Consider the following 22,478-nt stretch of genomic DNA (forward strand, 5'->3'; position numbering starts at 1 on the left):
GAGTCTCGGCGGGTCCGGTTGGGATTGTCGGCGTCGATACCGGCGTATGCTGGCGCCATGAGAACCGGTACGCGATCGCGTTACCGCCGACTGCTCGAGTGGCAGCGCGAACGGTTGTCTGATCCGCCCGGGGACGTTGCCGGGCTGGTTCATCGTTACTGCCGCTTCCTGCACGCTGAGGGACTGCCGGTGTTCCGCGCCAACCTGTCGTTGACCACCCTGCATCCGCAGATCAAGGGTCTTCGCTATGTCTGGCAGGCCGACCATGTCGAGCCTGGGCCATTCCCCTCGGCGGCACTGGTCCATCGCAGCTGCCAGCACCTCGACGGCTGCACGGTTGAGGAGGCGTTCCTGCATTACGGCGCCCGCGAGACCCCGCAGTTCGTGCGCAGCCCGTTTTACGCCCTGCGCGAATCCGGCGGTGACCGGCTGAGCCTGCGCATCGCCCCGACCGCCGGCAAGCGGTCGCGACGCTTCCCGGTGCTCGACGACCTGGCCGCGCAGGGTGCCACCCACTACGCCGCGTTCCAGCTGCGGCGGACCGACGGCATGATCAGCCTGGTCACCCGGCATTCCGGAGGTTTCGATCGTGTCGCGCTGGCCCGTATCGCGGACACGCTGGTCGTGCTGGAGTCGCTGCTGGACAGCGCCATCAAGGACGTGGTGCTGGACAGCGTCCTGCGCTGCTACGTGGGCGCCGGGCCGGCGACCGAAATCCGCCGCGGCAACCTCAGCCCCGGCAGCATGCTGACGATGGACGGCGCCATCTGGTTTTCGGACATCCGTCGCTATTCGAACTTGTCCCGGCAGCTGCCGCCGGACCAGCTGGTGTCGCTGCTCAACCGCTACTACGCAGTGCTGGTGGAGGCGATCCATGTCCACGGCGGAGACATCCTGAAGTTCATCGGCGACGCCATCCTGGCGATTTTCCCGGTCGCAGCCGGCGAACCCGGCGGCGATGCCTGCCGGCGCGCGCTCGCGGCGGTGGAAACGGCCAGCAGCGGGCTGGCTGAAGCCGACCTCGGCCTGCAGCACGGCGTCGGCCTGCATCTCGGGCGCTTCCAGTTTGGCAACATTGGCAACCATCGGCGGGTGGACTTCACCGTGATTGGCGATGCGGTCAACGTAGCAGCGCGCATCGAGGCCCAATGCAGCGTCCAGCAGCAGGCGCTGCTGATGAGTGAGGACTTCGCCAGGGCATCCGGCGTGCCGACACGGGTGGTCGCCGCCGTGCCGCTCAAGGGTCTGGACGGCACGCATGACCTGCACACGACCGGCGGCGGGGACTAGGAACCTGCGCGCAACAAAGCACGAAGCCCGGCACAAGGCCGGGCTCCGTGGTCATACCTGACGCGTTGGCGCGGGGACTTAGAAGTCCATGCCACCCATGCCGCCCATACCGCCCATGCCGCCGCCCATGCCACCGGCGGCGCCGCCTTCGTCCTTCTTCGGGGCTTCGGCGACCATGGCTTCGGTCGTGATCATCAGGCCGGCGATCGACGCGGCGTTCTGCAGCGCGGTGCGGGTGACCTTGGTCGGGTCCAGGATGCCGAACTCGATCATGTCGCCGTACTCGCCGTTGGCGGCGTTGTAACCGAACGCGCCCTTGCCCTCGACGACCTTGTTGAGGATGACGGACGGCTCGTCGCCGGCATTGGTGACGATTTCGCGCAGCGGCGCTTCCATCGCGCGCAGGGCGATGTTGATGCCGTGGCTCTGGTCGACGTTGGCGCCTTCCAGGCCCTTGATCGCGGCCTTGGCGCGCAGCAGCGCGACGCCGCCGCCCGGGACGATGCCTTCTTCAACGGCAGCGCGGGTGGCGTGCAGGGCGTCTTCGACGCGGGCCTTCTTTTCCTTCATCTCGATCTCGGTCGAAGCACCGACCTTGATGACGGCCACGCCGCCGGCGAGCTTGGCAACGCGCTCCTGCAGCTTCTCGCGGTCGTAATCCGAAGAGGTGTCTTCGATCTGCGCCTTGATCTGCTTGATGCGGGCCTGGATGCCGTCGGCAACACCGGCGCCATCAATGATGGTGGTGTTTTCCTTGGTGACCTGGATCTTCTTGGCGCGGCCGAGGTCCTTGATGGTGGCCTTCTCGAGCTGCAGGCCGACTTCTTCGGAAATCACGGTGCCGCCGGTCAGGATGGCCATGTCCTCGAGCATCGCCTTGCGACGGTCGCCGAAGCCCGGGGCCTTCACGGCGCAGACCTTGACGATGCCGCGGATGGTGTTCACCACCAGGGTCGCCAGGGCTTCGCCCTCGACTTCCTCGGCGACGATCAGCAGCGGCTTGCCGGCCTTGGCCACGCCCTCGAGCACGGGCAGCAGTTCGCGCACGTTCGAGATCTTCTTGTCGTAGAGCAGGATGAACGGGTCTTCGAGCTCGGCCGACATCGACTGCTGGTTGTTGATGAAGTACGGCGACAGGTAGCCGCGGTCGAACTGCATGCCCTCGACGACGTCGAGTTCGTTCTCCAGGCCCGAGCCTTCTTCAACGGTGATCACGCCTTCCTTGCCGACCTTGTCCATGGCCTTGGCGATCAGCTCGCCGATGTCGCCATCGGAGTTGGCCGAGATCGAACCGACCTGGGCGATTTCCTTGCTGGTCGAGCAGGGCTTGGACAGGGTCTTGAGCTCGGCGACGGCGGCGATGACGGCCTTGTCGATGCCGCGCTTGAGGTCCATCGGGTTCATGCCGGCGGCGACCGCCTTCATGCCCTCGCGGATCAGGGCCTGCGCCAGCACGGTGGCGGTGGTGGTGCCGTCACCGGCGATGTCGGAGGTCTTGGAAGCGACTTCCTTGACCATCTGGGCGCCCATGTTCTCGAACTTGTCGGCCAGCTCGATTTCCTTGGCGACGCTGACGCCGTCCTTGGTGATCGTGGGGGCGCCGAAGCTCTTGTCGAGCACGACGTTGCGGCCCTTCGGGCCCAGGGTGGCCTTGACGGCATTGGCGAGGGTGTTGACGCCCTTCACCATGCGCGCGCGGGCGTCTTCACCGAAACGAATTTCCTTGGCTGCCATTTCTGTATTACTCCGGAATGCTTTGAATTGAGGGGGATGACTGGTCGCGCGGAAGGCGCGTTATCAGCCGAGGATGGCGAGGATGTCGTCTTCCTTGACCACCAGGAACTCGGTGCCGTCGAGCTTGACTTCGGTGCCGGCGTACTTGCCGAACAGCACCTTGTCGCCGACCTTCACCGACGGGGTGCGGGTCGAGCCGTTGTCCAGCGCCTTGCCGGCGCCGACGGCGACCACTTCACCCTTGATCGGCTTTTCGGTGGCCGAGTCGGGGATGACGATGCCGCCAGCGGACATCTTTTCCTCTTCCATACGCTTGATGACCACGCGGTCGTAGAGCGGCTTGATGTTCATGAGTGTCCTCGTTAGTCCTTTAGTTTCAACAACATGGGCCTGTGCTGTTAGCACTCGGCCCCAGTGAGTGCCAATGATACGCGCGCACCGGTTGCACCGGAAGCGCCGCGGCCCCGGTTAGATGGGGCCCTGGCCCGGCCTTTCAAGCCCCCCGGCGCAGCCCCCGCCACAGCTGGACCGCCAAGCAGGCCGCCAGCGCGACCAGCAGCAGGGGCAGGACCAGGTCGCCCAGGCCGAAGCGGACCAAAGCGCTTCCACCCTGCCAGGCCAGGGTGTCGATCCGCCCCCCGAAGACCAGGCTTTCGGCCAGGTCCAGGCCGGTCCAGGCCACCGCCCCCAGGGCGGACAGCAGGCCGGCGTGGCAGAGCCTGTCGCGGGGCAGGTCGAACACGGCCTGGGCCAGCACGAAGGCCCCTGCCGCCAGCAGCGCCAGCGAAAACAGCACCGCGGTCGATGACAGGGCGCCCAGGCCGGTCAGGCGCAGCCCGGCACCCGGCTCGGAAACCAGCTGCAGGCCCGCCCAAAGCGGCACGCCCGGAACCGGCGGCGCCGCCAGGTGCCCCTGCCATCGCAGGGCAAGGTCCAGCCCCCAGGTCGCCGCCAGAACCGCGCACCACTTCTTCATCCATCCCCCCCGGGAAGTGTTGCTTTCCAGGCCGTGCTTGGACCTACAATCGGACGGTGCCCGACGACCCGGCCGGACACGCCAAAAGCCCCGCACAACAAGGGCTTCGGCGTGACTAGAGCATGGCGAAGGGGTCCGGGGTCAACGCCCGGGACGGTGCCAAAAGCACCCACATCGGCGGCGTCCTGCTAAGCAGGGCTTACCGGCCACCCGGAAACTCCGGTGCCTGCCCACTTGCCGAGGGGGTGGTTAGGGCAGATGCACCGGTTCCGGATAGTTGTGCTGACCTGGTTAGAAAAACCGGGCATCACGGATCCTTGCAGGGCATTTTTCGGGGAAACATCCATGACACATCTATTCAATCGAATCAGGCAGGCGCGCCGGGGCGCGTCCTTGTCGCAGTCGGAGCTGGCGTTCGCGGTCGGCGTGGCCCGCAGCGCGGTGGCGCAGTGGGAACGCAAGGACGGCGCCCGGCCCACCACCGACAACATGGCCAAGATCGCCATGGCTACCGTGGTCAGCTTCGAATGGCTGGCCACCGGCCGTGGCAGCCGCTGGGTTGGCGGCGGCAGCGAGGACGATTCGCAGGAAACGCCGGCGATGCTGCTCAACTTTTATGCCCAGTGCGGGCTGGAAGAACGCCTGCTGGTGGCTTTCCGTTCCTTGCGCAACCCGGAACAGCAGCCGTTGGTCGATTTTGTCGAGGCCATGACCGCCCGGGCCTGAGCGTTGCATGCGCGGCCTCGCCAGGGCCGCGAACTTCCGGGGATACTGGCGGTCCGACAGGGGCGGCGCCCAGGCGTCCGCCCCACCGCCCGAACGAGATCCCGCATGACCCGTTGGCTTCTGGCCTTGCTGGCCGCCCTGAGTTTCGCCCCCATGGCCCAGGCCGTGGACGAGGCCGACCTGCTGCCGATCGACGAGGCCTTCGCGCTGACCGCGACCGCCACCGAACGCGGCCGCATTCAGCTGCACTGGGAGATCGCCGACGGCTATTACCTCTACAAGCACCGCATGGGCGCCGAGGTGTTGTCCGCGGGCTTCAAGGTCAATCCGCTTGAACTGCCCGACGGCATTGCCTACACCGACGAGTTCTTCGGCGACGTCGAAACCTACCGCGACGCCGTCACCGGCGTCCTGACCGGCGCCGCGGCCGACGGCACCACCGTCGTCGAGCTCAAGGTGAAGTACCAGGGCTGCGCCGACCTGGGCGTGTGCTACCCGCCGCATGCCAAGACCCTGCGCGTGTCGCTGCCCGCCGCCGCGGCCCGGGCGGCACCGGCCGACGGCCTGGACCTGCTGGGCCCGCGCGGCAACGCCGTCTTCGGCGCCAGCACCGGCGGCACCGACGCCCTGCCGCTGCCCGAGGGAGAAGCCTTCCGCTTCGAAGCCATCGTCGACAGCGCCGACCAGCTGCTGCTGCGCTTCACGCCGGCGCCGGGCTATTACCTCTACCGCGACCGCAGCGGCGTCGAAGTGCGCGGCGACGGCGTGTCGGCCGGCCCGATCGGCTGGCCACCGGCCACCTCGCATTTCGACGAACACTTCGGCGACGTCCAGGTTTATTTCGACACCGTGGACGCGCCGCTGCCACTGCGTCGCGAACACGCCGACGCGGTGGTGGTCACCGTGGTCGCCACCTTCCAGGGCTGCCAGACCGACGGCATCTGCTACCCGCCGATGACCCGCGAAGTCACCCTGGACCTGCCCGCCGGCGGCCGCGTCGCGCTGGCGCCGGCGCCGGCCGGAACGGCCCCCGGCACCACGCCGGCCCTGTGGCTGGCCCTGCTGCTGGCCCTGGGCGGCGGCGTCATCCTCAATCTGATGCCCTGCGTGCTGCCGGTGCTGTCGCTCAAGGCGCTGTCGCTGGCCCAGGGCGGCGGCGACCGCCGCAAGGCCCGTTCGCAGGCGCTGTGGTACACGGCGGGCGTGCTGGCCAGCTTCGCCGCGGTCGGCGCCGCGGCGCTGGCGCTGCGCCAGGCCGGCCTGGCCCTGGGCTGGGGTTTCCAGCTGCAGCAGCCGGGCGTGATCACGGCGCTGGCGCTGGTGATGGTGGCCATCGGCCTGTCGCTGTCGGGCGTGGTGGCCTTCGGCGCCACCCTGGCCGGCACCGGCCAGTCGCTGGCGCAAAAGTCCGGCCCGGCCGGCGACTTCTTCACCGGCGTGCTGGCGGTGGTGGTCGCCAGCCCGTGCACGGCGCCCTTCATGGGCTCGGCGCTGGCGTTTGCCTTCGCGGCCTCGCCGGCCGTCGCCATCGGCGTGTTCCTGGCGCTGGGCCTGGGCCTGGCCCTGCCCTTCCTGCTTATCGGCTTCGTGCCGGCGCTGGCGGCGCGGCTGCCCAAGCCCGGCGCCTGGATGGAAACCTTCAAGCACCTGCTGGCCTTCCCGATGTACCTCACCGCCGTGTGGCTGCTGTGGGTGCTGGCCAAGCAGCGCGGCGCCGACGCCATCGGCCTGGCCCTGGTCGGCGTGGTCGGCCTGGGCCTGGGCCTGTGGCTGTGGGAAAAGGCGCGCTGGAAGGGCGTGGCCGCCAAGACCCTGGCCGCGCTGGTCATCGCCCTGTCGCTGTGGCCGGTGGTGGCGGTGCAGCGCATGCCGGTACCCGTTCGGGCCGAGGCGTCCACCGACGGCGCCGTCGAATATTCCGCGCAGCGCCTGGAACAGCTGCGCCGCGACGGCCGCGTGGTGTTCGTGAACATGACCGCCGACTGGTGCGTGAGCTGCAAGGCCAACGAACGCACCGTGCTGGGGCGGGACGCCTTCAAGGCCTCGCTTGAACGCGCCGGCGCGGTGTACATGAAGGGCGACTGGACCGACGTGGACCCGGAAATCACCGCCTTCCTGGAAACCCACAAGGCCGTCGGCGTGCCGCTGTACGTGGTCTATCCGCGCCAGGGCGAACCGCGCGTGCTGCCGACCATCCTGACCCAGGGCATCGTGGACGAGGCCCTGGCGGAGGCGGCGCGATGAAGCGCGAGGCCGTCTTCACCTGGGGCGCGATCATGGTGCTGGGCGGGCTTTCGGCCTGGCTGGGCTGGTGGCTGGGCCAGCGGGCGCTGTGGCCGGAGGAAAAGCCCGCGCCGCCGGGCATGGTCATCACCGAGGTCGGCCAGGTGGCGCCGCCGCTGACCCTGCCGGACCTGCGCAGCGGCGGCCCGGTGGCCGTCACCGGCCCGGGCCGGACCCGCCTGATCAACTACTGGGCCAGCTGGTGCGGCCCCTGCCGCAAGGAAATGCCGGTGCTGGACGCCTTCTCCCGGCAACAGGGCGGCAACGGCATCAAGGTGATGGGCATCGCCCTGGAAAGCCGCGACGAAGCCCTGGCCTTCATCGAGGACGTGCCCGTGGCGTTCCAGCTGCTGGTGGAAAACCCTGGACCCGGCGACAGCTCGGTGCAGCTGGGCAACCGGCGCGGCATCCTGCCCTACACGGTGCTTCTGGACGCCGAGGGCCGGCTGCTCAAGACCCACTACGGCGCCTTCCCCGACGCCGAATCGGTGCGCGAATGGGCGCGGGACTAGGCGGGCCGGCCAGGCGCCGCCGCCTGGGCCAACGGAATTCAAACGCCCGTTAACATCCGCGAAGTCGCGGCGATCGTCTGGACAACCGCCCCGCCCTGCCCCCAGACTGTGCGTCCCCCGGGGGAAGGCGAGACGTGGCGAACATCCTGGTACTGCATGGTCCCAACCTGAACCTGCTCGGCGAACGCGAGCCGGGCATCTATGGCCATGCGCGCCTGGACGACATCAATGCCCGCCTGGCCGCCCGCGCCGGCGAAGCCGGCCACCGGCTCGAGGCCTTCCAGTCCAACGCCGAACACGCGCTGGTGGACCGGGTGCAGGCCGCCCGCAACGACGGCACCGCCTTCGTGCTGGTCAACCCGGCCGCCTTCACCCACACCTCGGTGGCCCTGCGCGACGCCCTGGCGGCGGCCGCCCTGCCCTTCATCGAGGTGCACCTGTCGAACCCGCATGCGCGCGAACCGTTCCGCCACACCAGCTATTTCACCGACCTGGCGGTCGGGCTGGTCAGCGGATTCGGCGCCGACAGCTACGCCTACGCGCTTGAAGCCGCCATCGCGCGGCTCTGAGCCCACTCCCATCCACATCACCAACAAGACGAGGCCGTCATGGACCTTCGCAAGATCAAGAAGCTGATCGACCTGCTCGAGGAATCCAACCTCTCCGAGATCGAAATCAAGGAGGGCGAGGAATCGGTGCGCCTGGCACGTGCACCTGCGGGCGGCTACACCGTGATGTCGGCGCCCGCGCCGGCAGCCCACCACGCCGAGGCCCCGCGCCCGGCCGCCCCGGCCACGCTGTCGGCCGAAGCCGTAGGCAAGTCCACCAAGGACATCCCCGACGGCCATACGGTGCGCTCGCCCATGGTCGGCACCTATTACGAATCGCCCGCGCCCGACAAGCCGGCCTTCGTGAAGGTCGGCCAGCAGGTCAAGGCCGGCGAGACGCTGGGCATCATCGAAGCCATGAAGATGTTCAACCCGATCGAGGCCGACGTCTCGGGCACGGTGCGCGCGATCCTGGTCGAAAACGGCCAGCCGATCGAATTCGACGAGCCCATGTTCGTCATCAGCTGAGGACCCGGCCCATGCTGGAAAAAATCGTCATCGCCAACCGCGGCGAGATCGCGCTGCGCATCCTGCGCGCCTGCCATGCCCTGGGCATCAAGACGGTGGCGGTGCACTCCACGGTGGACCGCAACCTCAAGCACGTGGCCATGGCCGACGAGTCGGTCTGCATCGGCCCGGCGCCTTCGTCCGAGAGTTACCTCAACATCCCGGCGATCATCGCCGCGGCCGAGGTCACCGACGCCCAGGGCATCCACCCGGGTTACGGCTTCCTGAGCGAAAACGCCGACTTCGCCGAACGCGTTGAAAAATCGGGCTTCGTGTTCATAGGCCCGACCGCCAACGTGATCCGCATGATGGGCGACAAGGTCGAGGCCATCCGCGCCATGAAGGACGCGGGCGTGCCCTGCGTGCCCGGCTCCAACGGCCCGCTGCCCGAAGACGACGCCGAGTGCCTGTCGCACGGCCGCGAAATCGGCTACCCGGTGATCATCAAGGCCGCCGGCGGCGGCGGCGGCCGCGGCATGCGCGTGGTGCACACCGAAGGTGCGCTGCTGACGGCCATCGCCGCCACGCGCCAGGAAGCCAAGGCCGCGTTCTCCAACGACATGGTCTACATGGAAAAATTCCTGGAAAACCCGCGCCACGTGGAAATCCAGGTGCTTTCCGACGGCCAGGGCAATGCCGTGCACCTGGGCGAACGCGACTGCTCGATGCAGCGCCGGCACCAGAAGGTCGTCGAAGAAGCGCCCGCGCCGGGCATCACCGACGAGCAGCGCGCCGAAATCGGCCGCATCTGCACCGAAGCCTGCGTGCGCATCGGCTACCGCGGCGCCGGCACCTTCGAGTTCCTGTACGAAAACGGCCGCTTCTACTTCATCGAAATGAACACCCGCATCCAGGTCGAACACCCGGTGACGGAGATGATCACCGGCATTGACCTGGTGAAGGAGCAACTGCTGATCGCCAGCGGCGAAAAACTTTCGATCCGCCAGGAAGACATCCGCATCAATGGCCACGCCATCGAGTGCCGCATCAACGCCGAGGACCCGGAATCGTTCCTGCCCAGCCCCGGCCTGATCCGGCACTTCCACGCCCCGGGCGGCCCCGGCGTTCGCGTGGACAGCCACATCTACGAAGGCTACAAGGTGCCGCCGAACTACGATTCGATGATCGGCAAGCTGATCGTGCACGGCCCCGACCGCGCCACCGCGATTGCGCGCATGAAGGTGGCGCTTAGCGAAATGGTCGTCGACGGCATCAAGACCAACGTGCCGCTGCAGCAGCGCATCATGGCTGACATCGGTTTCCAGCAGGGCGGCACCAACATCCACTACCTGGAAAAGCGGCTGGCCGAGCGCAAGGAAAAAGCGATCGGCCTGGGCTGATCCCGGCCGCCATGCCCTTCCTCGAACTCGCCCTGACCGTCCGCGCCGAGGACGAAGCCCGCGCCGAGAACGCGCTGTCGGACATCGGCGCGCTGTCGGTCACCCTGCTCGACGCCGATGCCAGCACGCCCAACGAACGCGCGGTGCTCGAACCCGGCGTCGGCGAACAGCCCCTGTGGCCGCAGATCACCCTGCTGGCGCTGTTTCCCGGCGACACCGTGCCGGAACTGGTGCTGCACGCACTGGACGCCTTCGACAGCGGGCTCGACCTGGCCGGCGCACAGTTTCGCGAGGTCGCCGACCAGGACTGGGAACGCGCCTGGATGGACCAGTACGAACCGCTGGCCTTCGGCCGCCGCACCTGGATCGTGCCCTGGAACATGGATGCGCCGGCGGAATCGGAAGGCGGCGCCATCGTGCGCCTCGACCCCGGCCTGGCCTTCGGTTCGGGCACGCACCCGACCACCGCCCTGTGCCTGGCCTGGCTCGATTCGCTCGACCTGGCCGGCAAGACGGTGCTCGATTTCGGCTGCGGCAGCGGCATCCTGGCCCTGGCTGCGCTGAAGCTGGGCGCCGACCGCGCCGTCGGCGTGGACAACGACCCGCAGGCCCTTTCCGCCACCGCCGACAACGCCGAACGCAACGGCGTCGGCGATCGGCTGGCCGTGTACGCGCCCGAAGACGAACCACCGGCGACGTATCCGGTGGTCGTCGCCAATATCCTGGCGGTGGCGCTCGACGCCCTGGCCGACACGCTGGCTGCCCGCGTGCAGCCCGACGGCGTGATCGCGCTGTCCGGCATCCTGCAGGGGCAGGAGACGGCGCTGCTGGAACGCTACGCCACCTGGTTCGACGACCTGCAAGCCGTGCAGGAAGGCGACTGGATGCGCATCACCGGCCGCCGCCGCGCCGGCTGAGCCGGTATCCTTCGCACCATGCCGCCCCGCCCCCCGCGTTTCGCCGTCCCCGAGGCCCCCGCACCCCGTACGCCGCGCCCGTGGGGATGGTGGGCGCTGGCCGTCGCGCTGGCGGCCGGACTGACCCTGCAGCTGATGCTGGCCGACCGCGCCCGCCTGGCCACCGACCCGGGCTGGCGGCCCCGGCTGGAAAGTTTGTGCGGCCTGCTTGGCTGCGACCTGCCGGCCTGGCACGAGCCCGGCGCCTTCCGCGTGACCAGCCGCGAAGTCCGCCGGCATCCGCAGGACAACCGCGCCCTGCTCATCAGCACCAGCTTCCGCAACGACGCCCGCTGGGCCCAGCCCTGGCCGGTGATGGAAGTCGCACTGCACGACATCGATGGCAATGCACTGGGCCTGCGCCGCTTCCAGCCGCACGAATACCTGGGCAGCCCACCGGCGACCGGACTGATCGCGCCGGGCCAGTCGGCCAGCGCCACGTTGGAAATACTCGACCCCGGCCAGCGGGCCGTGGCCTTTACGTTCGACTTCCACTGACGTCGTACTAAAAGGCAGTCGCGACGTCAGCAGGTTTGACGTAGACTCCTCTCCCCCGTCGCCCGGCCGGCGGGTTCCGCACGGAAGCGGACAAGAACAGTGGAGCGCACCCGAAGTGAATGTCCCGACCGCCGCCAGAGCGGAAACCAACCAGACGACGCCCAGCGGCCATACGCCCCTGCGCGAGCACGTTTCCCGCTCGGTGCGCCGCTACCTGCACGACTTCAATGGCTGCGACCCCGACGACCTCTACGAAGTCGTTCTGCGCGAGATCGAACTGCCGCTGTTCGCCGAAGTGATGCGCCACTGCGAAGGCAACCAGAGCCGCGCCGCCGCCTGCCTGGGCATCAACCGCGCCACCCTGCGCAAGAAGCTCAAGGCCTACGGCCTGGCCTGAGGCCGGTATAATCGCGGCCCTCCCCATGAGGTGCCCGATGACTGCCGACCGCCAACCCGTCCGCCGCGCGCTGCTTTCCGTTTCCGACAAGACCGGCGTGGTCGAACTGGCCCGCGGCCTGCATGCGCTGGGCGTCGACCTGCTGTCCACCGGCGGCACCGCCAAGGCGCTGCGCGACGCCGGCCTGCCCGTAAGGGACGTCAGCGAGGTCACCGGCTTCCCGGAAATCATGGACGGCCGGGTCAAGACCCTGCACCCGAAGATCCACGGCGGCCTGCTGGGCCGCGAAGGCGTGGACGACGCGGTGATGGCCGAACACGGCATCGCCCCGATCGACCTGCTGGTGGTCAACCTCTACCCCTTCGTGCAGACGGTGTCGAAGCCGGGCTGCACGTATGACGACGCCATCGAGAACATCGACATCGGCGGCCCGGCCATGCTGCGCGCCACCGCCAAGAACCACGCCCGCACCAGCGTCGTGGTCGACCCGTCCGAATACGGCGCCCTGCTCGAAGCGCTGCAGGCCGGCGGCACCACGCCCGCCATGCGCCGCGCCTGGGCGGCCAAGGCCTATGCGCACACGGCCGCCTACGACGGCCAGATCGCCCAATGGCTGTCGCCGCGCGCCGAAAACCCCGATGAACCCGAAGCCTGGCCCAGGACCTTCCACGCCTCGCTGCAGCTGGCCTCGGCCCTGCGCTACGGCGAAAACCCGCACCAGCGCGGCGCGCTTTACCTCGAAGCCGGCGCCGGCGAAGGCATCGTCGCCACCGCGCGTTTCCTGCAGGGCAAGGAGCTGAGCTACAACAACCTGGCCGACGCCGATGCCGCGCTCGAATGCGTCAAGGCCTTCGACGCGCCGGCCTGCGTGATCGTCAAGCACGCCAATCCCTGCGGCGTCGCCGTCGCGGAAAACCTGATGGACGCTTACGACCGCGCCTTCGCCGTCGACCCGACCTCGGCCTTCGGCGGCATCATCGCCTTCAACCGCGAGCTCGACGCCGCCACCGCCGCGGAAATCCTCAAGCGCCAGTTCGTCGAAGTGGTGATCGCGCCGTCCATCGCCGCCGACGCGCTGCCGGCTTTTGCGAAGAAACCCAATGTGCGCGTGCTTGCCTGCGGCGAGCTGCGCACGGCCGGCGGCCTGGAATACAAGCGCATCGCCGGCGGCCTGCTGGTGCAGGACGCCGACACCGACGCACTGGGCGCCGCCGACCTGAAGATCGTGTCGAAAGTCGCGCCCTCGCAAGGCCAGCTGCGCGACCTGCTGTTCGCCTGGAAGGTGGCGATGTACGTCAAGTCCAACGCCATCGTGTACGCGAAGGACCTGCAGACCGTCGGCATCGGCGCCGGCCAGATGAGCCGCGTGGTCAGCGCGAAGATCGCCGGCATCAAGGCCGAAGAAGCCGGCCTGGTGGTCCCGGGTTCGGTGATGGCTTCCGATGCCTTCTTCCCCTTCCGCGACGGCATCGATGCCGCCGCCCAGGCCGGCATCGCCGCGGTCATCCAGCCGGGCGGCTCGATGCGCGACGCCGAAGTCATCGCCGCCGCCGACGAACATGGCATGGCCATGGTCTTCACCGGCCGCCGGCACTTCCGCCACTGATGCCGGGCAAGGCCAGCCAGCGCTGGATGGTGGCGCTTGCCGTCGTGGCGGGCCTGGCCCTCCTCGCCGCCAGCTGGTGGCGGGTCGACCAGCGCATCCGGGCCGAGCGCCGCGACAGCGAAGGCGTGCGCGAGGTGCAGGCGGTGCTGGAACAGTTCCGCCGCGGCCTGCCGCAGGAATACGCGCCCGGCCTGATGCTCGAGGAGGTCGGCTTCGAGGGCCAGAACCTGGTCATGACCATCCGCAGCCTCAAGCGCCGCGCCAACCCGGACGACCCGCTGATCGCGCAGGTGGCGCAGGCGGAAAAGGCCCTGATGCTGCCGCTGTGCGACCAGCCCGACGTGCTGTACCTGCTGGCGCGCGGCGTGGTCATCACGCGGCGTTTCATCGACGCCGAAAACCGGCGTTTTTTCGAGATCACGCTCACCTCGGCCGACTGCGCGCGCTGAGTCCGGGCCCACACTTCAGCTTCGGGGAAAACACATGAAAGTCCTGGTGATCGGTTCCGGCGGTCGCGAACATGCCCTGGCCTGGAAGCTGGCGCAGTCGCCGCGCGTGCAGGAAGTGCTGGTCGCACCCGGCAATGCAGGCACCGCCACCGAAGCCAAGTGCCGCAACGTGGACGTGCGCGCCACCGACCTCGACGGCCTGCTCAACCTGGCCGAAACCGAAGGCGTCGGCCTGACGGTCGTGGGCCCCGAGGCGCCGCTGGTGCTGGGCGTCGTCGACCGGTTCCGCGACGCCGGCCAGCCCGTCTTCGGTCCCACCGCCGCGGCCGCGCAGCTCGAGGGCAGCAAGGCCTACGCCAAGGATTTCCTGGCCCGCCACGGCATCCCGACGGCGTATTACGCCGTGTTCGAGGATGCCTCGCTGGCCCTGCAGCACGTGCGCGACCACGGCGCGCCCATCGTCATCAAGGCCGACGGCCTGGCTGCCGGCAAGGGCGTGGTGGTGGCGATGACGGTCGAAGAGGCCGAAGCCGCCATCACCGACATGCTCGAGGGCGACGCCTTCGGCGAGGCCGGCGCGCGCGTGGTGATCGAAGAATTCCTGGACGGCGAAGAAGCCAGCTTCATCTCGCTGGTGGACGGCGCGACCGCGCTGCCCATGGCCACCAGCCAGGACCACAAGCGCGTGGGCGACGGCGACACCGGCCCTAACACAGGCGGCATGGGCGCGTATTCGCCGGCGCCGGTGGTCACGCCGCAGGTGCATGCGCGGATCATGCGCGAAGTGGTCGAACCCACCGTGCGCGGCATGGCCGCCGACGGCGTGCCCTTCACGGGCTTCCTGTACGCCGGGCTGATGATTTCACCCGACGGTGCGCCGAAGGTGATCGAATTCAACGTGCGCTTCGGCGACCCGGAAACCCAGCCGGTGATGCTGCGCCTGCGCAGCGACCTGCTGGACCTGGTCGAAGCCGCCGTCGAAGGCCGGCTCGACCAGGTGCAGGCCGACTGGGACCCGCGCCCGAGCCTGGGCGTGGTGATGGCCGCGGAAAACTACCCCGGCACGCCGCGCACCGGCGACGCCATCGCCGGCCTGGGCACCGACCCCGGCGCGGACGCCAAGGTCTTCCACGCCGGCACCGCGATCAGGAACGGCCAGGTGGTCACCGCCGGCGGCCGCGTGCTCTGCGCCTGCGCCCTGGGCAACGACATCGCCGACGCCCAGCGCCGCGCCTACGCCGCGGCCGACAACATCCACTGGGATGGCGTCTTCTACCGCAGTGACATCGGCTGGCGCGCCCTGCAGCGCTGAACAAATGGGGACCCGGGAGGGGTGATGGGGCATAACCAGTTCGAACTGCTCGGCCAGCGGCGCTTCCTGCCGTTTTTCCTCGTCCAGTCGCTGGGCGCCTTCAACGACAACGTCTACCGGCAGTCGATCATCGCGCTGCTGTTCTTCCTTGGCGTCTCGGCGCAGGAGCGCACGCTCTACACCAACCTGGCACCTGCGCTGTTCATCCTGCCGTACTTCCTGTTTTCCGGGCTGGCCGGGCAGATCGCCGAAAAGCTGGAGAAGCAGCGGCTCATCCGCATCACCACCGCGATGGAGATCGGCATCATGTCGGTCGCCGCCATCGGCTTCCTGACCAGCAACATGCCGCTGCTGCTGGTGGCCTTGTTCGGCACCGGGCTGCAATCCACGCTGTTCGGGCCGGTGAAGTATTCGATCCTGCCCAGCGTGCTCAAGCCCGAAGAACTGACCGGCGGCAATGGCCTGGTCGAGATGGGCACTTCGATGTCCATCCTGCTGGGCATGATCTTCGGCGGCTTGATCTTCGTGGTCGCCGGCCAGTACGGGCCGGAGGCGGCGGCGGCGTCGATCGTGGCCCTGGCGATCATCGGCAACCTGATCAGCCGCCTGGTGCCACGCGTCGAGGCTTCGGCGCCGGACCTGAAGATCAACTGGAACCCCTTCCCCGAAGCCCTCAAGGCCCTGCGCCTGGCGCGCAAGCAGCTGGCGGTGCGCAACGCCATCCTGGGCATTTCCTGGTTCTGGTTCGTCGGCACGGTGCTTACCGCGCAGCTGCCGACCTATGCCGAAACCTACCTGGGCGGCGGCAGCACGCTGTACCTTTTTTGTTTCGTGCTGTTTTCGGTGGGCACCGGCGTGGGTTCGCTGCTGTGCGAAAAGCTCAGCCGGCGCACCATCGAAATCGGCCTGGTGCCGCTGGGCGCGATCGGCATGACGGTCTTCTGCGCCGACCTGTTTTTCGCCCGGCCCGACCTGGCGACCGCCAGCGGCCTGACGGTGCGGGAGTTCGTGGCCGCCGGCAATTGGCGCATCATCGCCGACCTCACCCTGATCGGCCTGTTCGCCGGCCTGTTCATCGTGCCGCTGTTCGCGCTGGTGCAAAGCCGCACGCCGCGCGAAGAACTGTCGCGCGTCATCGCCGGGCTCAACATCCAGAATGCCGGCTTCATCGTGCTGGCGGCGATGCTGGGCGTGCTGCTGCAGCGCGAATCGCTGGCCATCGGCGGCATCGTGCTGCCGCTGCCGGGCCTCACCATCCCGGAACTGTTCCTGGCGCTGGCCATCGCCAACGCCGGCGTGTCGATCCTGATCTTCACCCTGGTGCCGGAATTCTTCCTGCGCTTCCTGGCCTGGATCTACGTATCGGTGTTCTACCGCGTCACCATCACCGGCGTGGAAGAACACGTGCCCGACGAAGGCCCGGCCCTGCTGGTGTGCAACCACGTCAGCTACATGGACCCGCTGGTGATCAGCGCCGCGGTGCCGCGGCCGATCCGCTTCGTCATGTACTACAAGATCTTCCGCATCCCGGGCATGAACTGGGTGTTCCGCGCCCACCGCGCCATCCCCATCGCCGGCGCCCGCGAAGACCCGGCCGTGATGGACGCCGCCTTCGCCGAAGTGAAGGCGGCGCTGGAAGCGGGCGAGCTGGTCTGCATCTTCCCCGAGGGCGCGCTGACCAAGGACGGCGAGATCGCCAAGTTCAAGGGTGGCGTCGAACGCATCCTCGAACAGACGCCGGTACCGGTGGTACCGATGGCCCTGACCGGCCTGTGGGACAGCATGTGGTCGCGCCGCGACAGCCGCCTGGGCCGCCTGCGCGTGCCCCGGCGCCTGCGCGCCGCCGTGGGCCTGGTGGCCGACGCGCCGGTGCCCGGCGAGAGCGCCAGCGCGGCGTCGCTGGAGGCGCGCGTGCGCCAGCTGCGCGGTGACCGCCCCTGAAAGGTTTGACGGGACGCGCGCGCAACCGCTAGTTTCCCCTTCGTGGTGCCCTTGCATGCACCGCCACCACTTTCCAGGGGAACACCATGATCTGCACCAACTGCGGCCACCAGAACACGGCCGGCGCCAGCGCCTGCGAACAATGCGGGGCCGCGCTGCCCACCACCCCGCCGGTCCCGCCGATGTCGGCCGGCCCGAGCACCCCGCCGCCCCAGGCCACCGCGCCGGCCATGAACGCCCCGCGCGCTCCGATTGCCAACAACCTGGTGTGGGCGATCCTGGTGACGCTGTTCTGCTGCCTGCCGGGTGGCATCGTCGCCATCGTCTACGCCGCCCAGGTCGACGGCAAGGCCGCCGCGGGCGACTACGCCGGCGCGCAGCAGTCGGCCGACAACGCCAAGCTGTGGTGCTGGATTTCGCTGGGCGTCGGCCTGTTCGCCATCGTCGCCTGGTTCGGCCTGGTGATGCTGGGCGCCCTCGCGGATGCCGGCAACTACTGATCCCCTGCCGGGATATCGGCGCCACCCGGTTGGCCTGGCCCTGTTGGGCCTGGCCGCCGCGGCCGGCGCCGTCGTGCTGTGGCACGTGGACCCGCGCCAGGCCGGCAGCCCGCTGCCGCCGTGTCCGTCGGAATGGCTGACCGGGCTGTTTTGCCCCGGCTGCGGCACCACCCGCGCCCTGCACGCCCTGCTGCACCTGGACATCGCCGGCGCGCTGGCGATGAACCCGCTGCTGGTGCTTTCGCTACCCTTGGTCGCGCTGCTGCTGGCCAACCAGCTGTTCGCGCTGCCGGCCGGCGGGCGCAGCCTGGCCCGCCGCATCGGCGACGCCCGGCCCTGGGCCGTCGTGCTGATCAGCTACGCCGTATTGCGCAACCTGCCCTGGGAACCCTTCACCTGGCTCGCGCCGGGCTGAAGCCTGCCGGCCCCAAGACTTCCGGAGAAACACCATGGCCTCGATGGCCCCGATTCCCAACCACCTGGTGTGGGCCATCCTGGCCACGCTGTTCTGCTGCCTGCCGGGCGGCATCGTCGCCATCGTCTATGCGTCGCGCGTGGATTCGCTGGTGGCCGCCGGGCTGTACGACGCGGCGCGCGAGGCTTCGGACAAGGCGCGCTTCTGGAGCCTGCTGTCCCTGTTCACCCCGGTCATCGGCATCGTGGCCTACCTGCTGCTGCTGGCCATGGGCCTGGGCCTGGGCGCCCTGACGGGCGGCTACTGAAGGGCTAGGTCGCCCAGCCGGCCAGCACCAGCAGGGCCAGCACGCCCAGCCACAGCAACAGGATGCGCCAGACCAGGCTCATCGCGTCGCGTAGCTCAAGCAGGTCGGACGCCTGTGCGGGGCCATCGACGGCATAAGCTTCTTCTTCGGCCAGTTCGCTGGCCACCGAGGCGCGTGCGGCGGCGCCCAGGAAACCCACGTCCAGGCGCAGGCCACCGGCCGCGTGCCAATCGCGCCAGGCGCCCACCACGCGATCAAAGTCGGCCGCCAGCGCCATGGCGAAGGTCATCAGCTGCGCCACCGGCCAGTCCAGCACCGCCAGCGCCGTGCGGGCGACGCCGCGCTGTCCGGCCGGCAGGCTGCGTCGGGCCTCGCCCTGGGCGCACAGCGACACCAGGCGGTAGCCGATGGCCCCCACCGCGCCGCCGACCAGGAACCAGAACAGCACCCCGAACCAGCGCCACAGCGCGCACCGGAACACCGCCTCGACCAGGGCCGGGCCTTCGCAGACCGGCTCGCCGCCGGTGTGGAACAGCGACCGCGCGGCTTCGCAGCGGGCATCGGGTGTGCGCGCTTCGATGATGGCCTCGACGTCCAGGTCGAGGTCGCGCGGGCCCCAGGTGTAAAGCAGCGCCAGCAGCGCGAACACGAAGGCCGGCAGCCCGTAGAACAGGTCGTCGATGGCGAACTGCACGGCGCCGATCGCCAGCAGCGGCAAACCCACGGCCAGCAGCAGGCCCATCTTGTTGGGCCAGTCGCCGCCGGCCTGCCGGCCCAGCCAGTGCAGCCAGCCGATGAACCAGTCGTAGCGGCGCAGCAGCGGCAGCGAGGGGAAGACATGCCCCAGCAGAAGTGCGACGACGACGGCGATGAGGGCGGCGGACATGGGGGGATTCTAGCCCTGTTGGGCCAGCCATTCCTCGATCAGCGTGCGCGCGATCGAAAGCCGGGGCGAAAGCTTGAGTTCGCCGCGGGCGACCGCGGCCTGGATGTCGGCCTTTGAGAACCAGCGCACCTGCTCGAGTTCGTCGCTGACCTGGGGTTCGACCGCCTCGCCCACCGCGTGGAAACCCACCATCAGCGAGCCCGGGAAGGGCCAGGGCTGCGAGCCGGAATAGCAGCTCGAATGCACCGGCACCGAGGCTTCTTCCATGACTTCGCGGGCGATGGCCTGTTCCAGCGATTCGCCCGGTTCGACGAATCCCGCCAGCACCGACCAGCGCCCCGGCGGCCAGCTGGCCTGGCGGCCCAGCAGCAGGCGCGGGCCGTCGCTGACCGCGACGATGATCGCCGGGTCGGTGCGCGGGTAGTGTTCCAGCCCGCAGCCCGGGCAGCGGGCGCCGTAGCCGGCCTTGCCGAAGACCACGGCTTCGCCGCAGGCGCCGCAGTGGCGGTTGCGCTGCTGCCAGTGCACCAGCGCGCGGGCCTGGGCCAGGGCCGAGGCCGGCAGCGCCGGCCAGGTGGCAGCCGCCTCGCGCACGCCCAGGCGGCCCGGCAGGGGCTCGTCGAGGGCTTCGTGCGGCAGCACGAACCAAGCGGTGTCGCCGTCCAGGCCCAGCAGGCTGGCCGTGGCCGGCCGTACGGCGGCCAGGCGGGCGCCGGTGCAGATGACGTCCTCGGGCGAGGCTTCGGCGCCGGTGGCCGGCGCGGTTTCCTTGGACGGGCGGTGGAAGCGGGCCTGGCCCTCGGCATCGACCACCAGCACGCGGGCGTTGGGCCAGCGGGCGTTGAGTTCTTCGGGGTTTTCCCGCAGCAGCTCGGCGCGGTCCAGGCCCGGGCCGCGGAAGGCGAAACCGGGGGGCACGGCGCTCACCGGCCGATCAGGCCGAGAAGCTGCTGCCGCAGCCGCAGGTGGTCTTGGCGTTGGGGTTGCGGATGACGAACTGCGCGCCCTGAAGGCTTTCGCGGTAATCGACCTCCGCGCCCATCAGGTACTGCAGGCTCAGCGGATCCACCAGCAGGGTGACGCCGTCGCGTTGCAGGGCCAGGTCGTCCTCGGCCTGCTGTTCATCAAACTCGAAGCCGTACTGGAAGCCCGAACAGCCGCCGCCGGTGATGTACACCCGCAGCTTCAGGCCCGGATTGCCCTCTTCGGCGATCAGGGACGCGACCTTGGCGGCCGCGGCGGGCGTGAACTCGAGCGGGGCGTCGAGCTGCTGGTAGCTGGGATGCATTTCCATGGCGGCAAGATGGGGCCTGCAGGCCCCGCTTTCAAGCTTCCTGGGCCTCGGCCTTGCTGGCCTTGCCGCGCAGGGGCACCGCCGCCGGCGCCGATTCAGCCGCCGGGCCGGTCAGCTGGGCCAGCGGCGCCTCGGCGTGGATCAGGCGGCCGGTGATCATGGCGCCCGCGGCCATTTCCACCACCTTGTAGTGGATATTGCCCTGCACGCGGGCGTTGGCGGCCAGTTCGACGCGTTCGCTGGCGTAGACGTCGCCGGTCATGGTGCCGCTGATCACCACCACCGGCGCGCGCACTTCGCCTTCGATGCGACCGTCCTCGGACAGGGTGAGCACGGCGGCCGAGCCGTCGTCGGCGACCACCTTGCCGTAGATGGTGCCTTCGACGTACAGGCCGCCGGAGAAATTGATGTCGCCGCGGATGACCGCGCGCGGACCGACCAGGGTTTCCACGGCGTTGCCGTGGCGGGGGGATTTTTTGTCACTGCCGAACATGTCTAGTCTCCTCGCGGCGCACGGGCTTCCCAGGGGAAGGCCTGTTCCACGGTACTGCCGCCCGAGCGCAACTGCACGCGGACGCGTTGGGGGGTAAAGCCCTCGGGCAGCATGACGCTGCCTTCGAGCTGCTGGAAATAGCGGAACGAGAACGGTTGTCCGGTTGCATCCGGCTTCTGGAGCAGCTCGGCCCAGCCCAGGTTGACCAGGCGGCCTTCGCTGACACCCTCGACCGACATCCGCGCTTCGCCCTTGCTGATGGCGCCACGGTTGAGGTTCTGGGTAAGGGTGACGGTGTACCGCCAGGTGCCGCCCGATTCACGGGCGAAAACGGCGTCGTGCACGCTCAGGCCACGGCGCTGGCCGGTGGCGCCGACCAGGCGTTCGTAGAAGGCGACGTCGGCGCGCAGGGCCGAGACTTCTTCCTCGCGCTCGGCCAGCGTGGCCTGCAGTTCGGTGTTGGCGGCGCGACTGATCTGGTCGCTGCGGCGCAGGGTGGCGACGTTCTGGCGCAGTTGCCGGGCGACGTCTTCCGACCGCGCGGCGCGCTCGCTGGTCAGTTTCAGTTCCTGGCGCAGCTGGTCGCGGCCCGGGGCGGCGCGTTCGGAAGCCAGCATCCACACGGCCACCAGGCTTGCCACCCACAGCGCCAGGCCGATCGCCAGCAGCACCCGCACATAGGGGCGATGGGGGACGATGACGAAGCGGTGCTTGTCGGGGGCGGGGGTATTCATGACCTTAGGGGGTCGCGTCGGGACGCGGAGCCGGCCAACTTAAGCGGGCGCACCCTGCCAGCGTCAAGGCGCAGGGCCACTATACTGTGAACCACGTCACGTTCCGGAGGCCGGCATGACCGAAGCGCATATCTTCGCACTGGGCCTGGCCCTGGCCTGCCTGGCCGGCGTGCGCGCCTATTTCACCGTTTTCGGCGTCGGCCTGGCCGGGCTGATGGGCTGGGTGGACCTGCCCAGCGCCCTGGAAGTCACCACGTCGCCCTGGGTGATGGGCACCGCCGGCGCGCTGGCGGTGGTGGAGTTCGCCGCCGACAAGATCCCGGGCGTGGACTCGGGCTGGGACCTGCTGCAGACGCTGGCGCGCATTCCGGCCGGCGCTTTCCTGGCGGCGGCCACGCTGTCCGACGACGGCCAGCTGTCGGGCGGCGCGCTGGCCGTGGGCGGTGGCGCGGCGCTGGGAACGCACCTGCTCAAGTCCGGCACCCGCGCCCTCATCAATGCTTCACCCGAGCCGGTATCGAATTGGACGGCCTCGGCCAGCGAGGACACCGCGGCGCTGGCGGCGATTTCGCTGGTCTTCGTCTATCCCTGGGCGGCATTGGCCCTGCTGCTTGGCGTACTGTTGGCCGGCGCGCTGTTCGTGGCCTGGCTGGCGAGGTGGGTCTGGCGCCTGTCCGGCAGGGCGGCTGCCGGCCGTTAACCTTCAGGGCATAA

Annotated in this window: 26 protein-coding genes and 1 pseudogene; 19 read left to right on the forward strand and 8 right to left on the reverse strand. The window is 69.2% G+C overall.

The genetic code is table 11. The features are described 5' to 3' along the window. The first annotated feature begins 57 nt into the window (after window positions 1–57). Window positions 58–1,290: an adenylate/guanylate cyclase domain-containing protein gene (locus IEX13_RS13545; RefSeq protein ID WP_188665557.1), complete on the forward strand. Its 1,233-nt coding sequence runs from the start codon at window positions 58–60 to the stop codon at window positions 1,288–1,290. Between the two features lie 78 nt (window positions 1,291–1,368). On the opposite strand, the gene groL is transcribed toward IEX13_RS13545, so the two are convergent. The 3 genes from groL to IEX13_RS13560 form a co-directional block, all read right to left on the reverse strand. Next, window positions 1,369–3,024, reverse strand: a complete 1,656-nt coding sequence (gene groL, locus IEX13_RS13550) for a chaperonin GroEL (RefSeq protein WP_188665559.1) — start codon at window positions 3,022–3,024, stop codon at window positions 1,369–1,371. A gap of 63 nt (window positions 3,025–3,087) precedes the next feature. Next, window positions 3,088–3,375 carry a co-chaperone GroES gene (gene groES, locus IEX13_RS13555; protein WP_188665563.1) on the reverse strand — a complete coding sequence of 96 codons (288 nt, stop codon included), beginning with the start codon at window positions 3,373–3,375 and terminating at the stop codon, window positions 3,088–3,090. Window positions 3,376–3,517: 142 nt separating this feature from the next. Then, window positions 3,518–4,000, reverse strand: coding sequence for a hypothetical protein (locus tag IEX13_RS13560; protein WP_188665565.1), 483 nt, complete (start codon window positions 3,998–4,000; stop codon window positions 3,518–3,520). A 345-nt stretch (window positions 4,001–4,345) separates the two neighbouring features. On the opposite strand from IEX13_RS13560, the gene IEX13_RS13565 reads away from it, so the two are divergent. The 17 genes and pseudogenes from IEX13_RS13565 to IEX13_RS13640 all read left to right on the forward strand — a co-directional run bounded on the left by IEX13_RS13565 (window position 4,346) and on the right by IEX13_RS13640 (window position 18,357). Beyond that, window positions 4,346–4,726: a helix-turn-helix domain-containing protein gene (locus tag IEX13_RS13565; protein ID WP_188665567.1), complete on the forward strand. Its 381-nt coding sequence runs from the start codon at window positions 4,346–4,348 to the stop codon at window positions 4,724–4,726. A 105-nt stretch (window positions 4,727–4,831) separates the two neighbouring features. Further along, window positions 4,832–6,970, forward strand: a complete 2,139-nt coding sequence (locus tag IEX13_RS13570; protein WP_188665569.1) for a protein-disulfide reductase DsbD family protein — start codon at window positions 4,832–4,834, stop codon at window positions 6,968–6,970. Next, window positions 6,967–7,521: a TlpA family protein disulfide reductase gene (locus IEX13_RS13575; RefSeq protein WP_229668562.1), complete on the forward strand. Its 555-nt coding sequence runs from the start codon at window positions 6,967–6,969 to the stop codon at window positions 7,519–7,521. Before IEX13_RS13570 ends, IEX13_RS13575 begins: the two co-directional genes overlap by 4 nt. 134 nt (window positions 7,522–7,655) lie before the next feature. After that, complete coding sequence (gene aroQ, locus IEX13_RS13580; RefSeq protein ID WP_188665571.1) at window positions 7,656–8,090, forward strand: type II 3-dehydroquinate dehydratase; 435 nt, start codon at window positions 7,656–7,658, stop codon at window positions 8,088–8,090. A 39-nt stretch (window positions 8,091–8,129) separates the two neighbouring features. Then, the gene (gene accB, locus IEX13_RS13585) at window positions 8,130–8,597 is read left to right on the forward strand and encodes an acetyl-CoA carboxylase biotin carboxyl carrier protein (RefSeq protein WP_188665573.1); all 468 of its coding nucleotides are present in this window, start codon (window positions 8,130–8,132) and stop codon (window positions 8,595–8,597) included. An 11-nt stretch (window positions 8,598–8,608) separates the two neighbouring features. Next, on the forward strand, window positions 8,609–9,976 hold the full coding sequence (gene accC, locus IEX13_RS13590; RefSeq protein WP_188665575.1) for an acetyl-CoA carboxylase biotin carboxylase subunit: 1,368 nt from the start codon (window positions 8,609–8,611) through the stop codon (window positions 9,974–9,976). A gap of 11 nt (window positions 9,977–9,987) precedes the next feature. After that, a complete protein-coding gene (gene prmA, locus IEX13_RS13595) occupies window positions 9,988–10,893 on the forward strand; it encodes a 50S ribosomal protein L11 methyltransferase (RefSeq protein WP_188665578.1) in 906 nt (301 codons plus the stop codon). A gap of 18 nt (window positions 10,894–10,911) precedes the next feature. Next, window positions 10,912–11,430, forward strand: a complete 519-nt coding sequence (locus tag IEX13_RS13600; protein ID WP_188665581.1) for a DUF3426 domain-containing protein — start codon at window positions 10,912–10,914, stop codon at window positions 11,428–11,430. A gap of 115 nt (window positions 11,431–11,545) precedes the next feature. Then, on the forward strand, window positions 11,546–11,827 hold the full coding sequence (gene fis / locus IEX13_RS13605) for a DNA-binding transcriptional regulator Fis (RefSeq protein ID WP_188665584.1): 282 nt from the start codon (window positions 11,546–11,548) through the stop codon (window positions 11,825–11,827). A gap of 37 nt (window positions 11,828–11,864) precedes the next feature. Further along, window positions 11,865–13,433, forward strand: coding sequence for a bifunctional phosphoribosylaminoimidazolecarboxamide formyltransferase/IMP cyclohydrolase (purH, locus tag IEX13_RS13610; RefSeq protein ID WP_188665586.1), 1,569 nt, complete (start codon window positions 11,865–11,867; stop codon window positions 13,431–13,433). Then, window positions 13,433–13,882: a hypothetical protein gene (locus tag IEX13_RS13615; RefSeq protein WP_188665589.1), complete on the forward strand. Its 450-nt coding sequence runs from the start codon at window positions 13,433–13,435 to the stop codon at window positions 13,880–13,882. Before purH ends, IEX13_RS13615 begins: the two co-directional genes overlap by 1 nt. Before the next feature lie 34 nt (window positions 13,883–13,916). Beyond that, window positions 13,917–15,194, forward strand: a complete 1,278-nt coding sequence (gene purD / locus IEX13_RS13620; protein WP_188665591.1) for a phosphoribosylamine--glycine ligase — start codon at window positions 13,917–13,919, stop codon at window positions 15,192–15,194. 21 nt (window positions 15,195–15,215) lie between these two features. Next, window positions 15,216–17,135, forward strand: a complete 1,920-nt coding sequence (locus IEX13_RS13625) for an MFS transporter (RefSeq protein WP_188665593.1) — start codon at window positions 15,216–15,218, stop codon at window positions 17,133–17,135. A gap of 86 nt (window positions 17,136–17,221) precedes the next feature. Next, window positions 17,222–17,287 (forward strand): annotated as a pseudogene (locus IEX13_RS14350) (zinc-ribbon domain-containing protein); the annotation flags it as partial. Between the two features lie 78 nt (window positions 17,288–17,365). Then, on the forward strand, window positions 17,366–17,635 hold the full coding sequence (locus tag IEX13_RS13630) for a CD225/dispanin family protein (protein WP_229668565.1): 270 nt from the start codon (window positions 17,366–17,368) through the stop codon (window positions 17,633–17,635). Continuing rightward, entirely contained in the window at window positions 17,619–18,050 is a 432-nt protein-coding gene (locus IEX13_RS13635; RefSeq protein WP_188665598.1) for a DUF2752 domain-containing protein, read from the forward strand. Before IEX13_RS13630 ends, IEX13_RS13635 begins: the two co-directional genes overlap by 17 nt. 34 nt (window positions 18,051–18,084) lie before the next feature. Further along, a complete protein-coding gene (locus IEX13_RS13640; protein WP_188665601.1) occupies window positions 18,085–18,357 on the forward strand; it encodes a CD225/dispanin family protein in 273 nt (90 codons plus the stop codon). Window positions 18,358–18,361: 4 nt separating this feature from the next. On the opposite strand, the gene IEX13_RS13645 is transcribed toward IEX13_RS13640, so the two are convergent. The 5 genes from IEX13_RS13645 to IEX13_RS13665 are packed head-to-tail and all read right to left on the reverse strand — an operon-like array spanning window position 18,362 to window position 21,764. Beyond that, complete coding sequence (locus IEX13_RS13645) at window positions 18,362–19,243, reverse strand: hypothetical protein (protein WP_188665604.1); 882 nt, start codon at window positions 19,241–19,243, stop codon at window positions 18,362–18,364. A gap of 9 nt (window positions 19,244–19,252) precedes the next feature. Continuing rightward, window positions 19,253–20,170, reverse strand: a complete 918-nt coding sequence (gene nudC, locus IEX13_RS13650; protein ID WP_188665607.1) for an NAD(+) diphosphatase — start codon at window positions 20,168–20,170, stop codon at window positions 19,253–19,255. Between the two features lie 7 nt (window positions 20,171–20,177). Beyond that, a complete protein-coding gene (gene erpA / locus IEX13_RS13655; RefSeq protein ID WP_188665610.1) occupies window positions 20,178–20,537 on the reverse strand; it encodes an iron-sulfur cluster insertion protein ErpA in 360 nt (119 codons plus the stop codon). A 31-nt stretch (window positions 20,538–20,568) separates the two neighbouring features. Continuing rightward, window positions 20,569–21,030 carry a bactofilin family protein gene (locus IEX13_RS13660; protein WP_188665613.1) on the reverse strand — a complete coding sequence of 154 codons (462 nt, stop codon included), beginning with the start codon at window positions 21,028–21,030 and terminating at the stop codon, window positions 20,569–20,571. A 2-nt stretch (window positions 21,031–21,032) separates the two neighbouring features. Next, window positions 21,033–21,764 (reverse strand): DUF6776 family protein, encoded by a 732-nt coding sequence (locus IEX13_RS13665; protein ID WP_188665616.1) that lies wholly within the window; start codon window positions 21,762–21,764, stop codon window positions 21,033–21,035. A 115-nt stretch (window positions 21,765–21,879) separates the two neighbouring features. Between IEX13_RS13665 and IEX13_RS13670 the strand changes: the two genes are divergently transcribed. Further along, window positions 21,880–22,464 carry a DUF4126 domain-containing protein gene (locus IEX13_RS13670; protein ID WP_188665618.1) on the forward strand — a complete coding sequence of 195 codons (585 nt, stop codon included), beginning with the start codon at window positions 21,880–21,882 and terminating at the stop codon, window positions 22,462–22,464. Window positions 22,465–22,478 lie beyond the last annotated feature (14 nt).

Source organism: Arenimonas soli, assembly GCF_014643775.1.
Taxonomy (GTDB): domain Bacteria; phylum Pseudomonadota; class Gammaproteobacteria; order Xanthomonadales; family Xanthomonadaceae; genus Arenimonas; species Arenimonas soli.

Excerpts from the sequence above, each read along its gene's own strand:
- IEX13_RS13640 (WP_188665601.1), top strand. The coding sequence starts at position 18,085 with ATGGCCTCGATGGCCCCGATTCCCAACCACCTGGTGTGGGCCATCCTG.
- groES (WP_188665563.1), bottom strand. The coding sequence starts at position 3,375 with ATGAACATCAAGCCGCTCTACGACCGCGTGGTCATCAAGCGTATGGAA.
- IEX13_RS13645 (WP_188665604.1), bottom strand. The coding sequence starts at position 19,243 with ATGTCCGCCGCCCTCATCGCCGTCGTCGTCGCACTTCTGCTGGGGCAT.
- IEX13_RS13565 (WP_188665567.1), top strand. The coding sequence starts at position 4,346 with ATGACACATCTATTCAATCGAATCAGGCAGGCGCGCCGGGGCGCGTCC.
- purH (WP_188665586.1), top strand. The coding sequence starts at position 11,865 with ATGACTGCCGACCGCCAACCCGTCCGCCGCGCGCTGCTTTCCGTTTCC.
- groL (WP_188665559.1), bottom strand. The coding sequence starts at position 3,024 with ATGGCAGCCAAGGAAATTCGTTTCGGTGAAGACGCCCGCGCGCGCATG.
- IEX13_RS13665 (WP_188665616.1), bottom strand. The coding sequence starts at position 21,764 with ATGAATACCCCCGCCCCCGACAAGCACCGCTTCGTCATCGTCCCCCAT.
- IEX13_RS13660 (WP_188665613.1), bottom strand. The coding sequence starts at position 21,030 with ATGTTCGGCAGTGACAAAAAATCCCCCCGCCACGGCAACGCCGTGGAA.
- IEX13_RS13575 (WP_229668562.1), top strand. The coding sequence starts at position 6,967 with ATGAAGCGCGAGGCCGTCTTCACCTGGGGCGCGATCATGGTGCTGGGC.
- accC (WP_188665575.1), top strand. The coding sequence starts at position 8,609 with ATGCTGGAAAAAATCGTCATCGCCAACCGCGGCGAGATCGCGCTGCGC.
- erpA (WP_188665610.1), bottom strand. The coding sequence starts at position 20,537 with ATGGAAATGCATCCCAGCTACCAGCAGCTCGACGCCCCGCTCGAGTTC.
- IEX13_RS13630 (WP_229668565.1), top strand. The coding sequence starts at position 17,366 with ATGAACGCCCCGCGCGCTCCGATTGCCAACAACCTGGTGTGGGCGATC.
- accB (WP_188665573.1), top strand. The coding sequence starts at position 8,130 with ATGGACCTTCGCAAGATCAAGAAGCTGATCGACCTGCTCGAGGAATCC.
- IEX13_RS13615 (WP_188665589.1), top strand. The coding sequence starts at position 13,433 with ATGCCGGGCAAGGCCAGCCAGCGCTGGATGGTGGCGCTTGCCGTCGTG.
- IEX13_RS13570 (WP_188665569.1), top strand. The coding sequence starts at position 4,832 with ATGACCCGTTGGCTTCTGGCCTTGCTGGCCGCCCTGAGTTTCGCCCCC.
- IEX13_RS13600 (WP_188665581.1), top strand. The coding sequence starts at position 10,912 with ATGCCGCCCCGCCCCCCGCGTTTCGCCGTCCCCGAGGCCCCCGCACCC.
- IEX13_RS13560 (WP_188665565.1), bottom strand. The coding sequence starts at position 4,000 with ATGAAGAAGTGGTGCGCGGTTCTGGCGGCGACCTGGGGGCTGGACCTT.
- purD (WP_188665591.1), top strand. The coding sequence starts at position 13,917 with ATGAAAGTCCTGGTGATCGGTTCCGGCGGTCGCGAACATGCCCTGGCC.
- prmA (WP_188665578.1), top strand. The coding sequence starts at position 9,988 with ATGCCCTTCCTCGAACTCGCCCTGACCGTCCGCGCCGAGGACGAAGCC.
- IEX13_RS13670 (WP_188665618.1), top strand. The coding sequence starts at position 21,880 with ATGACCGAAGCGCATATCTTCGCACTGGGCCTGGCCCTGGCCTGCCTG.
- IEX13_RS13635 (WP_188665598.1), top strand. The coding sequence starts at position 17,619 with ATGCCGGCAACTACTGATCCCCTGCCGGGATATCGGCGCCACCCGGTT.
- IEX13_RS13545 (WP_188665557.1), top strand. The coding sequence starts at position 58 with ATGAGAACCGGTACGCGATCGCGTTACCGCCGACTGCTCGAGTGGCAG.